Below are 12,475 nucleotides of genomic sequence, written 5' to 3' on the forward strand. Positions count from 1 at the left end.
CATGCCCTTGAATGAAATCCTTACTGCGTACCCAATGGCCTTTGTCGCGCTTGCCCTGCTGGTCGGCTTGCTGGTGGGCAGCTTTCTGAATGTGGTGATCTGGCGTCTGCCGAAAATGCTTGAGCGTGATTGGCGGCTGCAAGCTCACGACATACTCGGTCAGCCGCTGGATACGCCTCAGCCGACCTATAACCTGATATTGCCCCACTCCCATTGCCCTCACTGTGATCACAGCATTCGCGCCTGGGAAAACATTCCAGTCATCAGTTACGTGTTTCTGCGGGGACGTTGCTCAAGCTGCGCGGCGCCGATCAGCAAGCGCTATCCATTGACCGAACTGACCTGTGGCGTGTTGTCGGCGTTTATTGCCTGGCACTTCGGATTCGGCTGGCCGGCGTGCCTGGTACTGGTCCTGACATGGGGCCTGTTGGCCATGAGCCTCATCGATGCAGAACATCAACTGTTGCCGGATGTGCTGGTGCTGCCGTTGCTGTGGCTGGGATTGATCGTCAACAGTTTCGACCTGTTCGTGCCGCTGCATGAGGCGCTGTGGGGCGCGATCGCCGGCTACCTGGTGTTGTGGTCGGTGTTCTGGCTATTCAAGCTGATCACTGGCAAGGACGGTATGGGCCACGGTGATTTCAAGCTGCTGGCGATGCTCGGCGCCTGGGGCGGGTGGCAAATTCTACCGCTGACTCTGCTGTTGTCGTCCTTCGTGGGCGCCATCATCGGCGTGACCCTGCTACGTTTTCGCAATGCCAAAACCTCCACACCGATCCCGTTCGGCCCCTATCTGGCAATTGCCGGCTGGATTGCGTTGCTCTGGGGTGGTCAAATAACCGACTTCTATTGGCAGTTTGTCGGTTTGAAATGAATACCCCTGTGGAAAAACCCTGGATTCTTGGTCTCACTGGCGGCATCGGCAGCGGCAAAAGCGCGGCTGCACAGCACTTCATCGATCTTGGGGTGCACGTGGTGGACGCCGACCACGCAGCGCGCTGGGTGGTGGAGCCCGGTCGCCCGGCGCTGACCAAAATCGTCGAGCACTTCGGCCCTGATGTCTTACAGGCTGACGGGCAGCTGGATCGCGCTGCATTGCGCAAGCTGATCTTCGAAGTACCAGAGCAGCGCATGTGGCTCGAAGCGTTGCTGCATCCGCTGATCGCGAAGGAAATCGTCGAACACCTGGGCAAGGCACAATCGCCCTACGCGATACTGGTGTCGCCGCTGTTGATCGAATCCGGCCAGTACGCCATGACGCAACGGGTCCTGGTCATCGATGCCCCCGAACAGCTTCAGATCGAACGAACCCTGCAGCGTGACCAGACCAGCGAGCAGCAGGTCCAGGCGATCCTCAAGGTTCAATCAAGCCGTCAGGATCGCGTGAGCCATGCCGACGATGTCGTGATCAATGACCGCGACCTCACCTGGCTGCACAGCGAGGTCGAACGCCTGCATCACTTTTACCTTACTTTGCGTGGAGGCCAGTCATGAGCCAGACCCCAACCGTCAACTGCCCAACCTGCGGCGCTCCTGTTGAATGGAGTGCCACCAGCACCTTCCGACCGTTCTGTTCGGACCGTTGCAAACTGATCGACCTGGGCGCCTGGGCGTCCGAAGAACACAAGATTCCCGTCAGCCCGGACGCCGAAGACGACCTGTTCAGTGAAGACTTCGAACCCCGTCATTAAGAGGACGACCAAGGAGGGCCTTTAAACCCCAGGGCGAAAGACTTCAATTCAGAATCAGGATTTTGGATCGTCGTCTTTCCAGGGTGCCGACAGGTAGCGCGTACGATTGAAAGTTTCTAGCCACTCGGGGCAGAACACCACCAATGCGCTGACCACCATGCCGTTGATGAACGCCTCGGGAAATATGATCAGCCACAGATAGCCGACAAAATCCTCCAGCCAATACGGCATCGCAAAACGCCCATCGAACCACAGCAGCCAAAGCGCAAGCAGCAGGCACAGCAACGCAGACACCGCCGCCGCAAAGAATCCGGAAACGAAGATATAGACAAAGGGATTACGCGGCTGCGCGCGCTCGACCAGAATGGCGCAGCATTCAGTGATCAACACCGGCAGCAAAATCAGCAATGCGCCATTGACCCCCACGGCAGCAAGGTCCTGACGCCCGAGGAAAACCAGGCCCATTTGTGCCACCAGGCCGCCGATGATTGCCAATGGCCAATCCAGCAGCAGGGTGACCGCCGTCAGTCCGATGAAGTGATAGCTCACGCCAGTGTCGAAATCCCGACGCACCAGCCAAAGCATGAACAGCGCGAATATCGTGCCAAACAGCAAATGCTGACGCCGACGGTCGGTGAACAATTCAACCCACGGCGCACGCCAGATTGCCCACATCACCACAGGTAAATAAATCAGCCAGCCGACCGTCAGACTTTCCGGTGACAGCAACTCGGCGCCGATCATGTGCCTACTCCTTTGAACACCACCGTAGTCTCCTTCGCTGAGTGCAGCTCATATCAGCAGTCTACACCGGCCTAAAAGTCGCTCCACCTGATGCAAAGCTTTCTGCTTGTCGCATTTGAACGCTAAGCTTGGGCCTATGGATGACTCAGACTACTTACGCCTGCTGACCATTGCGGCCGAGCAAGCCAACGCATTCCTGTCCAATGCCCGCAAATGGGAGCGTGAGCGTTGGGTTTGCCAGCGCCTGCTGCAAGGCCTGAACATTCCCTATCGCGCCGACGAGTTTGCCCCCGCCGGAGAGCCGCCAGACGTGCTGTTTCGCGACGCCAGTTTCGAGGTGTTCTTCGTTCTCGACGAAGGCCGACGCCTCAATGACGAATGGCGCGACGAACTGCAGCGCCGACGCAGCGCGTTTTCCTTGAGCTCACTCGTACGCCGCGAAGCAAAACCCAAGCGCATTCCGGCCAATGAGTTCTTGATGAGACTGGCGCCGACCCTGCGTAAAAAAGCGCACAACTACAAAGAGCGCGGCATGGACCTGGGGGAACTGGACATCATTGCTTTCGCCAGCCTCAAGCGCGAAGTACTTGACCTCAACAGCCACTTTCCACCGCCCACCGAATACCTGCGCCAGGGCTGGCGCTCGTTGTCGCTGGTCGGGCCGACCTTCGCCCGCGTGCTGTTCGCGCACCCGGACGCCCCGGACTTCCTGCGCAGCAACCTGGGCCGCAGCATTGTTTTCGACGTTGGAATCAGTCTGTGAGCCCGTTGCAGGAATTGCTCGCCGAAGTCCCGCAAACCGGCCTCGTTCGCTGGATTGGCGTGCGACCGGAACCGCACGTGCCAATGATTGAGCTCGATGCCGTGGAAGCGCGTCTCGAGGCAGGCCTGACCGGCGATCGCGCTCGCCCCGGCGTACGTAATGCCCGGCAGGTAACGCTTATTCAGTGGGAACACCTGGCGGTGATCAGCTCACTCATGGGGCGCTCGATCGATAATCCGGTGTTACCACAGGATTTGCGGCGCAACCTGGTCATCAGCGGGATCAATCTGTTCAGCCTCAAGGGCCGACGCTTCCGCATTGGCCAGGCAATTTTCGAAACCACCGGTTGGTGCCAGCCCTGTGCACGCCTTCAGAACAACCTCGGCCCCGGGACGTTTCAGGCCGTTCGTGGACATGGCGGAATCACAGCTCGAGTGCTACAAAGTGGAATCATTCGCCTAAACGACACCGTGAGCGTCGAGCCCATTCCGGACAGCGGCTATGCTCCGTTCAACGTGCGTTAAATCAGCCTGTAGCTTCTACACATTCAGCAACGTCTACCTGATGAGGCCTTTATGACCAGCCGCCTGAACCCGGACGACCAGAAGCATGTCGAAGAGTACCTGCACCTGTCCCAACACCAAGTCGAGCGCCGGCCCTTCCGGCCGTGGATGCTCCTTGTGCTGGTGCTGGCAGTGACCATTGGTTTGGGCCTGTTGAGCCGATTTATCAGTTACCTGACGCTATGAGCCGCCTCGCGCTCGCTCGGGTAGTTGCACCGATTTCTTTTAGCCTTGCGAGATATCCCCATGACTCATCGTATTGTCATCGTTGGCGGCGGCGCCGGCGGTCTGGAGTTGGCTACCCGTCTGGGTAAGACTCTGGGCAAGCGCGGCACGGCCAGCGTGATGCTGGTCGACGCGAACCTGACCCACATCTGGAAACCCCTGTTGCACGAAGTGGCCGCCGGATCGCTGAACTCTTCCGAAGACGAACTCAACTATGTCGCCCAGGCGAAATGGAACCACTTCGAGTTCCAGCTGGGGCGCATGAGCGGGCTTGATCGCACCCAGAAGAAAATCCAGTTGGCCGCCACTTACGACGAAGCCGGCGTAGAGCTGGTGCCTGCCCGTGAACTGGGTTATGACTCGCTGGTGATTGCCGTCGGCAGTACCACCAACGATTTCGGCACTCAGGGTGCGGCGCAGCATTGCCTGTTCCTCGATACCCGCAAACAGGCCGAGCGCTTTCACCAGCAACTCCTGAACCATTATCTGCGCGCCCACGCCGGACAGACCGACAAGGTCGAGCAAATCAGCGTGGCCATCGTCGGGGCAGGTGCAACGGGTGTCGAACTGGCCGCCGAGCTGCACAACGCCGCTCATGAACTGGCGGCGTACGGACTGGACCGGATCAAACCAGAGAATATGCACATCACCCTGATTGAAGCCGGACCACGGGTGTTGCCAGCATTGCCGGAGCGCATTGGCGGGCCTGTGCATAAAACCCTGGAAAAACTCGGGGTCAACGTCATGACCAATGCGGCAGTCAGTGAAGTGACGGCTGACAGCCTGATCACCGCGGATGGAAAAGTGATCAATGCCAGCCTGAAAGTCTGGGCTGCGGGGATCCGCGCACCGGGTTTCCTCAAGGACATCGATGGTCTGGAAACCAACCGCATCAACCAGCTTCAAGTGTTGCCGACCCTGCAGACGACGCGCGATGAAAACATCTTCGCCTTCGGTGACTGCGCAGCGTGCCCGCAACCGGGTACAGATCGCAACGTGCCGCCACGGGCGCAAGCCGCGCACCAGCAGGCGTCATTGCTGGCCAAATCGTTGAAGCTGCGCATCGAAGGCAAGGCGTTGCCTGAGTACAAATACACCGACTACGGCTCGCTCATCTCGCTGTCGCGTTTTTCGGCTGTGGGTAACTTGATGGGCAACCTGACCGGTAGCGTGATGCTTGAAGGCTGGCTGGCGCGGATGTTTTATGTGTCGCTGTATCGCATGCACCAGATGGCGCTGTATGGCGCGTTTCGTACGGCGATGCTGATGCTGGGCAGCAAGATCGGGCGCGGTACTGAGCCGCGGTTGAAACTGCACTAACCCTCTAACCACTGTGGGAGCAAAGCTTGCTCGCGATGGCCGTCATAGCAGTCGACATATCGGTTGAATGCAGGTCCGTCATCGAGCAAGCATTGCTCCTACAGAACGTCATCCAAGCAAAGATCCTTGTGTCCCACTGTATCCCCGCCCCGATTCAGCCCCTTCGCTTACAAACTCCCCCTGGCGCGACACAGTAGCGATACACCCATCCCGCTAAATGGCCACACCCGAGCAAGGCAACCCGCCTGCTCTGGCTACCTGACCCTTTATCGAGCGGTTGTGTCGTGCAACCCAGGAGAATTCAAATGTCCCGTACCCCTACTCTCGGCAAGAACACTTTTGGCCTGCTCGGCGCTGTACTGGCCGGTGGCATGATGTTGTCCGGCTCCGTGTTTGCCTCCCAGCCTTTGACTCAGGGCTATTTGCTGGCGTCGGCCGAACAAGTCGTGAAGACCCCTGAAGGAAAATGTGGTGAAGGCAAGTGTGGCGACGAGTCGATGGCCCGGACCGATACCGATACCGACGGTGACGGCAAAGTATCCCGCGCAGAATTTTTGAAAGTGGCGCCCAAAGCGGACTTTGACAAGATCGATGCCAACCATGACGGGCAGATCGATGAGCAGGAAGCATTTGATAACGTGAAGGCTAACTACGAAGCCAATGGCAAAAAAATGCCGAAAGGCCTGTTCGAGCACCTGAAGGACAACAGCTAAGACCTGAACGCCGCACCCACGCCTCGCTTCTCCAAAAGAGATGCGGGGCTTTTTTATGTGCATTTGCTGCAGGCAAAAAAAATCCCCATATCTTTCGATACGAGGATTTTTAATATGGTCGGGGTAAGGGGATTCGAACTCCTGACATCCTGCTCCCAAAGCAGGCGCGCTACCGGACTGCGCTATACCCCGGTAAAAAAAAGGCGACCTTATCAGTCGCCTTCTTCGATCAGGGCTTTTGGCCTCTGATCTTAAGATCTGATTCCAGCGTTAACTGGTTTCAAAAATGGTGGGTCGTGTGGGATTCGAACCTACGACCAATTGGTTAAAAGCCAACTGCTCTACCAACTGAGCTAACGACCCAAAAATGGTCGGGGTAAGGGGATTCGAACTCCTGACATCCTGCTCCCAAAGCAGGCGCGCTACCGGACTGCGCTATACCCCGGTTTGAAATTGGCTCCGTGACCAGGACTCGAACCTGGGACCCAATGATTAACAGTCATTTGCTCTACCGACTGAGCTATCACGGAACTACATATTTCAATTTACAACGTTGAAGCTTTACAGCGTTCTCTTCGACCCGTTCGCATCGCTGCGTTCGTGTGTCTGAGGCGCGCTATTCTACAATCTTAAGCACCTCTGTCAACCCCCTAAATTGCTTTCAAGTTAATGATTTGCAACTTATTTCAGATTTCTGCTTGGGGAGCAGAAACCCTTCCGGGTGACTTACTGCGGGGCGCACTTTACAAGCCTTTTCCTTTGAGTTCAACAGCCTAACGAAAAAAAGGCCTCGCAATGCGAGGCCTCTTCCAATTTGCTGCCGCTTTGGATCAGACGAAGACGATTTCGTCGTTTTCCACGACACCCTGAGCGGTATCGCCAGGCATGAACCGACCCGAAAGGATCAGCTGTGCCAACGGGTTCTCGATCCAGCGCTGAATCGCTCGTTTGAGCGGCCGTGCACCATATACCGGGTCGTAACCCACCGCGATCAGCTTGTCCATGGCCTCAGGACTGAGATCAAGCTTCAGTTCCCGTTCAGTCAGACGACTGCGCAGGCGACTCAGCTGAATCTCAGTGATGCCGGCGATCTGATCGCGAGCCAGAGGCTCGAAGATCACCACTTCATCGACCCGGTTAATGAACTCCGGACGGAAGTGTGTGGAAATCGCGTCCATCACCGCGGCGCGCTGAGCCTCCCGGTCACCGACCAATTCCTGAATCTGTACCGATCCCAGGTTAGAGGTCATGACGATCACGGTGTTCTTGAAATCCACCGTGCGGCCATGACTGTCGGTCAAGCGGCCATCTTCCAGCACTTGCAGCAGGATGTTGAACACATCGGGATGGGCCTTCTCGACCTCGTCCAGCAAGATTACCGAGTAAGGCTTGCGACGCACTGCCTCAGTCAGGTAACCGCCTTCTTCATACCCTACGTATCCTGGTGGCGCACCAATCAGTCGAGCCACGGAATGTTTTTCCATGAACTCGGACATATCGATCCGTACCATCGCCTCTTCCGTATCAAAGAGGAATTCGGCCAAGGCTTTACACAGCTCGGTTTTACCCACACCGGTCGGGCCGAGGAACATGAACGAGCCACTCGGGCGATTCGGATCGGACAATCCGGCTCGCGAGCGCCGCACCGCGTTGGAAACGGCGATTACCGCTTCGTCCTGGCCGATCACACGCTGGTGCAACAGGCTTTCCATCTTCATCAGCTTGTCGCGCTCGCCTTCGAGCATTTTCGATACGGGAATACCGGTCCACTTGGAGACGACTTCGGCGATCTCTTCTTCAGTGACCTTGCTACGCAACAACTGGTTTTCGCTCTTGCCGTGCTGATCGACCATCTGCAGGCTGCGCTCCAGGTCCGGGATCACCCCATACTGCAGCTCCGCCATACGGTTGAGGTCGCCTTTGCGGCGGGCCGTTTCCAGCTCCTGTCGCGACTGTTCGATTTTCTGCTGGATCTGCGCAGAACCCTGGACTTCAGCTTTCTCCGCGTTCCAGATTTCTTCCAGGTCCGAGTATTCGCGCTCCAAGCGGGCGATTTCTTCCTGGAGTTTTTCCAGGCGTTTCATCGCCGCTTCGTCACTTTCTTTCTTCAGCGCCTGGGATTCCACCTTCAACTGAATCAAGCGACGCTCCAGACGGTCCAGCACTTCCGGCTTGGAATCGATTTCCATGCGGATGCGGCTGGCAGCTTCATCGATCAGGTCGATGGCTTTGTCCGGCAGCTGACGGTCAGTGATATAGCGATGACTGAGCTTGGCCGCAGCAATGATCGCACCATCGGTGATCGCCACCTTGTGGTGAACTTCGTAACGCTCTTTCAAGCCACGCAGGATGGCAATGGTGTCTTCTTCGCTCGGCTCGTCTACCAGAACTTTCTGGAAGCGCCGTTCGAGGGCCGCATCCTTCTCTATATACTGGCGGTACTCGTTGAGCGTGGTAGCACCCACGCAGTGCAACTCACCCCGAGCCAATGCCGGCTTGAGCATGTTGCCCGCGTCCATCGAGCCTTCGCCTTTACCGGCGCCGACCATGGTGTGCAGTTCGTCGATGAACAGGATGATCTGTCCTTCCTGCTTCGACAGTTCATTGAGCAGCGATTTCAGGCGCTCCTCGAACTCACCGCGATATTTGGCACCGGCAATCAGCGCCCCCATGTCCAGAGACAACAGGCGTTTGCCTTTCAGACCATCCGGCACTTCGCCATTGATGATCCGCTGCGCCAAACCTTCGGCGATGGCCGTTTTACCGACGCCCGGCTCACCGATCAGTACCGGGTTATTTTTCGTACGACGCTGCAGCACCTGAATCGTGCGGCGAATTTCGTCGTCACGGCCAATCACCGGGTCGAGCTTGCCGTCTTCGGCACGCTTGGTCAGGTCGACGGTGTATTTATCCAGCGCCTGACGCGACTCTTCGTGGTTGGCATCGTTGACGGCATCACCACCGCGCAAATTGTTGATGGCGTTTTCCAGGGCTTTTTTGCTGACGCCCTGGCCAAGCAACAATTTGCCGAGTTTGCTGTTCTCATCCATCGCGGCCAGCAATACAAGCTCGCTGGAGATGAACTGGTCGCCCTTCTGCTGTGCCAGACGATCCGCCTGGTTGAGCAGGCGCGCCAGGTCCTGCGACATGTTGACGTCGCCGGTCGGGTTCTGGATTTTTGGCAGCTGGTCGAGCTCTTTCGTCAGCTCTTTACGCAGGCTGTTGACGTCGAAGCCTACCTGCATCAGCAGAGGCTTGATCGAACCACCCTGCTGTTCGAGCATGGCTTGCATCAAGTGCGCCGGTTCAATGCCCGGATGGTCAAGACCGACCGCCAGCGATTGGGCGTCGGATAGAGCTAACTGTAATTTGCTTGTTAAACGGTCGATACGCATAAGTCACCTTCCTTTTGAGCAGGCCGGACCTATAAAACATCCTGAATGAAGAAACCTGCCAGATACCGTTATAGATGCGGTCGATTCTGGGAGTTTCAAGCGCCGATCAGTTGATGCAGGTCAGGGAAGTCTAGCGCTCAAGCCAGATAAGGGAGGCAAACCGGCCGGTACGGGATGAACGGCGGTAAGAAAAGAAGCGTGGATCGGTGACCGTGCAGAAACCGCCACCGTAGACAGCGGTCACACCGCGAGCCGCCAGACGCAGGCGTGCCAGCTCATAGATGTCGGCCATGTACTTGCCGACGTTTTGGCTGGCAACAAAGGCTTTCTCGGCTTCGGGTAACTGGTGGATGAAGGTTTCACGAACTTCGGGGCCGACTTCAAAGGCCTGTGGGCCAATGGCCGGACCGAGCCAGACCAGCACTTCTGCTGCTGGCAACGCCAGGGTATCGAGTGTTGCTTCGAGCACACCTGCCGCCAACCCTCGCCAACCGGCATGAGCTGCCGCGACGCGAGTGCCGGCACGATCGCAGAACAGCACAGGCAGGCAGTCCGCCGTCATCGCCGCGCAGGCGATACCAGGGGTTGCCGTCCAGCTCGCGTCGGCCGTGGCGACCACACCCGGATCAGCATGAGCCACGGCGATACCATGAACTTGCTGCAACCAGGCGGGTTGAATAGAGAAACAATCGGTGAGGCGCCGGCGATTTTCGGCAACAGCTTCAGGGCTGTCATCGACATGATCACCGAGGTTGAGGCTGTCGAACGGCGCCAGACTGACGCCGCCCGAACGGGTGGTAACGCAGGCTTTCACCCCGGCAGGCGCAGGCCAGTCGGGAATCAGCCAGTCACTCATCCGATGAACGCCTCACGGTCTTGCTTGAGCAGCGTCAGTAACCAGACGAAATCGTCCGGCAATGGCGATTCCCAGCTCATGCGCTTACCGGTCGTCGGGTGGTCCAGTTCCAGGAATCGCGCGTGCAATGCCTGGCGCGGGAACGCCTTCAACGATTCGACCATGGTCACACTGGCTGCCGGCGGAATGCGGAAACGACCGCCGTAGGCAGGATCTCCGACCAACGGGTAGTTGATGTGCGCCATGTGCACACGGATCTGGTGCGTACGACCGGTTTCCAGCTTCACCCGCACGTGAGTATGGGAGCGGAAACGCTCGAGCACGCGGTAATGGCTGACGGCTTGCTTGCCACCTTCCATCACTGCCATGCGCTGGCGCTGCTGGCCGTGACGACCGATCGGGGCGTTGATCTTGCCACCAGCGGTCACCACACCAATCACGATGCACTCGTAGATCCGGCTTACGCTGCGGCTCTGCAACTGAGTGACAAGCTGTGTCTGCGCTTGAATGGTCTTGGCTACCACCATCAGACCGGTGGTGTCCTTGTCCAGGCGATGCACGATACCGGCGCGGGGCACATTGATAATGTCCGGCACATGGTGCAGCAAGGCGTTGAGCAAGGTGCCATCGGCATGACCGGCAGCCGGATGCACCACCAGGCCCGCAGGCTTGTTGATCACCAGGATGTCGTCATCTTCATAGACGATGTCCAGTTCGATGTCTTGAGCGATCCATTCGCCCTGAGCTTCCTGCTCGGCAGTCAACTCAAGAATGGCGCCACCGTGAACGATGTCTCGCGGGCGTATTACCGCCCCATCCACAGTCAGGCGGCCGTCTTTGATCCAGGCGGAAAGGCGCGAGCGCGAGTGCTCAGCGAATAATTGTGCGGCGACTTGATCGAGGCGTTGGCCGCCCAATTCGGACGGCACCTCTGCGCGAAGTTCAATTTTATCGGACATGCTCAGACTAGGCGTCGGCACAGCCTTTGGTTTCGGCTGCGCGCTTGTGGTTAAATACGGCGTCTTTTGCCCCGAGGCTTTTCAACGGGGCGCTCATCATAACAGGACGGCCTCGCCCAAGACAGCGGCCGTCATAGGGACGCAAGCCGCCATGCAAGTGAAACACCTGCTGCTGATCGCCATCCTCGCATTGACCGCTGCTTGCTCATCGAAGGAAGTCGTAGACGAAAACCTGAGCGAGGTCGAGCTGTACCAGCAGGCTCAGCACGATCTGGATAACAATAGCTACACCGCGGCCACAGCCAAGCTGAAGGCCCTGGAATCGCGCTATCCGTTCGGTCGCTACGCCGATCAGGCTCAACTCGAGCTCATTTACGCCAACTACAAAAACACCGAGCCTGAGGCTGCTAAATCGGCTGCCGAGCGTTTCATTCGCCTGCACCCACAGCATCCGAACGTGGATTACGCTTATTACCTGAAGGGTCTGACGTCTTTCGACCAGGACGTCGGCCTGCTGTCGCGTTTCCTGCCGCTGGACATGACCAAGCGTGACCCGGGCGCTGCTCGCGACTCCTATAACGAGTTCGCCCAGCTGACCAGCCGCTTCCCGAACAGCCGTTACTCGCCTGACGCCAAGCAGCGCATGATTTACCTGCGCAACCTGTTGGCGGCCTACGAGATCCACGTTGCCGACTACTACCTGACTCGTCAGGCCTACGTTGCCGCTGCGAACCGCGGCCGTTATGTAGTGGAAAACTTCCAGGAAACCCCATCGGTCGGTGACGGCCTGGCGGTGATGGTCGAGGCCTACCAGCGTCTGCACCTGGACGAACTGGCCAGCACCAGTCTCGAAACCCTGAAGCTCAACTACCCGAACCATCCAAGCCTGGAAGACGGTCAGTTCAAGCCTTCGGTTGCCGAAGCCGACAACCGTTCGTGGCTGAGCAAGGCCACATTGGGCCTGATCGAATCCCGTCCGCCACTGCCGCCGGGTGAAACTCGCGCCAATCAGGACGTGCAGAAGCAATTCCAGGATGCCAAAGACGCGATTCCTAACGATCTCAAGCCGCGCGATGAAAACGGCGACGTGATCGAAGAAGAGGAACAAGAGTCCGAAGGCAATAATGACGACCGTTCCTGGTTCAGCTACATGACGTTTGGCGTGTTCGACTAACGCTTCAACGTTGCGCGAAAAGGGAGACTCTTGAGTCTCCCTTTTTATTGCCTGATGATTACGGCGAGTTAA

The 12,475-nt window shown here is 57.7% G+C and carries 13 protein-coding genes and 4 tRNA genes; 9 read left to right on the forward strand and 8 right to left on the reverse strand.

What is annotated here, in order from left to right; all coding sequences use genetic code 11:
• Position 1 precedes the first annotated feature (1 nt).
• The 3 genes from ACA063_RS24990 to yacG are packed head-to-tail and all read left to right on the forward strand — an operon-like array spanning position 2 to position 1,691.
• Positions 2-874, forward strand: coding sequence for a prepilin peptidase (locus tag ACA063_RS24990; protein WP_497663759.1), 873 nt, complete (start codon positions 2-4; stop codon positions 872-874).
• Positions 871-1,494, forward strand: a complete 624-nt coding sequence (coaE, locus tag ACA063_RS24995) for a dephospho-CoA kinase (protein WP_497663760.1) — start codon at positions 871-873, stop codon at positions 1,492-1,494. Before ACA063_RS24990 ends, coaE begins: the two co-directional genes overlap by 4 nt.
• Positions 1,491-1,691, forward strand: coding sequence for a DNA gyrase inhibitor YacG (yacG, locus tag ACA063_RS25000; protein ID WP_123404924.1), 201 nt, complete (start codon positions 1,491-1,493; stop codon positions 1,689-1,691). The genes coaE and yacG overlap by 4 nt, the downstream gene beginning before the upstream one ends.
• Positions 1,692-1,745: 54 nt before the next feature.
• Here yacG and ACA063_RS25005 read toward each other — a convergent pair whose 3' ends face one another.
• Positions 1,746-2,435 (reverse strand): energy-coupling factor ABC transporter permease, encoded by a 690-nt coding sequence (locus tag ACA063_RS25005; protein ID WP_497663761.1) that lies wholly within the window; start codon positions 2,433-2,435, stop codon positions 1,746-1,748.
• A gap of 136 nt (positions 2,436-2,571) precedes the next feature.
• On the opposite strand from ACA063_RS25005, the gene ACA063_RS25010 reads away from it, so the two are divergent.
• The 5 genes from ACA063_RS25010 to ACA063_RS25030 all read left to right on the forward strand — a co-directional run bounded on the left by ACA063_RS25010 (position 2,572) and on the right by ACA063_RS25030 (position 6,019).
• The gene (locus ACA063_RS25010; protein ID WP_162437805.1) at positions 2,572-3,198 is read left to right on the forward strand and encodes a DUF1780 domain-containing protein; all 627 of its coding nucleotides are present in this window, start codon (positions 2,572-2,574) and stop codon (positions 3,196-3,198) included.
• A complete protein-coding gene (locus tag ACA063_RS25015) occupies positions 3,195-3,722 on the forward strand; it encodes an MOSC domain-containing protein (RefSeq protein ID WP_497663762.1) in 528 nt (175 codons plus the stop codon). Before ACA063_RS25010 ends, ACA063_RS25015 begins: the two co-directional genes overlap by 4 nt.
• A 51-nt stretch (positions 3,723-3,773) precedes the next feature.
• The gene (locus tag ACA063_RS25020) at positions 3,774-3,947 is read left to right on the forward strand and encodes a DUF3094 domain-containing protein (RefSeq protein WP_162437803.1); all 174 of its coding nucleotides are present in this window, start codon (positions 3,774-3,776) and stop codon (positions 3,945-3,947) included.
• 60 nt (positions 3,948-4,007) lie between these two features.
• Positions 4,008-5,306 (forward strand): NAD(P)/FAD-dependent oxidoreductase, encoded by a 1,299-nt coding sequence (locus tag ACA063_RS25025; protein WP_162437802.1) that lies wholly within the window; start codon positions 4,008-4,010, stop codon positions 5,304-5,306.
• A 305-nt stretch (positions 5,307-5,611) separates the two neighbouring features.
• Positions 5,612-6,019 (forward strand): HvfA family oxazolone/thioamide-modified RiPP metallophore, encoded by a 408-nt coding sequence (locus ACA063_RS25030; protein ID WP_497663763.1) that lies wholly within the window; start codon positions 5,612-5,614, stop codon positions 6,017-6,019.
• A 115-nt stretch (positions 6,020-6,134) separates the two neighbouring features.
• On the opposite strand, the gene ACA063_RS25035 is transcribed toward ACA063_RS25030, so the two are convergent.
• The 7 genes from ACA063_RS25035 to rluD all read right to left on the reverse strand — a co-directional run bounded on the left by ACA063_RS25035 (position 6,135) and on the right by rluD (position 11,229).
• A tRNA-Pro gene (locus ACA063_RS25035) sits at positions 6,135-6,211 on the reverse strand.
• 95 nt (positions 6,212-6,306) lie between these two features.
• Positions 6,307-6,382 (reverse strand) — tRNA-Lys (locus ACA063_RS25040).
• 5 nt (positions 6,383-6,387) lie between these two features.
• Positions 6,388-6,464, reverse strand: a tRNA-Pro gene (locus tag ACA063_RS25045).
• 9 nt (positions 6,465-6,473) lie between these two features.
• A tRNA-Asn gene (locus ACA063_RS25050) sits at positions 6,474-6,549 on the reverse strand.
• A gap of 300 nt (positions 6,550-6,849) precedes the next feature.
• Positions 6,850-9,414 (reverse strand): ATP-dependent chaperone ClpB, encoded by a 2,565-nt coding sequence (gene clpB, locus ACA063_RS25055; protein WP_497663764.1) that lies wholly within the window; start codon positions 9,412-9,414, stop codon positions 6,850-6,852.
• Positions 9,415-9,544: 130 nt separating this feature from the next.
• A complete protein-coding gene (gene pgeF, locus ACA063_RS25060; RefSeq protein ID WP_497663765.1) occupies positions 9,545-10,270 on the reverse strand; it encodes a peptidoglycan editing factor PgeF in 726 nt (241 codons plus the stop codon).
• A complete protein-coding gene (gene rluD, locus ACA063_RS25065; RefSeq protein WP_007942311.1) occupies positions 10,267-11,229 on the reverse strand; it encodes a 23S rRNA pseudouridine(1911/1915/1917) synthase RluD in 963 nt (320 codons plus the stop codon). The genes pgeF and rluD overlap by 4 nt, the downstream gene beginning before the upstream one ends.
• Before the next feature lie 151 nt (positions 11,230-11,380).
• Here rluD and ACA063_RS25070 point away from each other — a divergent pair, with 151 nt between their 5' ends.
• Complete coding sequence (locus ACA063_RS25070; protein ID WP_497663766.1) at positions 11,381-12,403, forward strand: outer membrane protein assembly factor BamD; 1,023 nt, start codon at positions 11,381-11,383, stop codon at positions 12,401-12,403.
• The last annotated feature ends 72 nt before the right edge of the window (positions 12,404-12,475 follow it).

The organism is Pseudomonas sp. LBUM1643 (assembly GCF_059716215.1).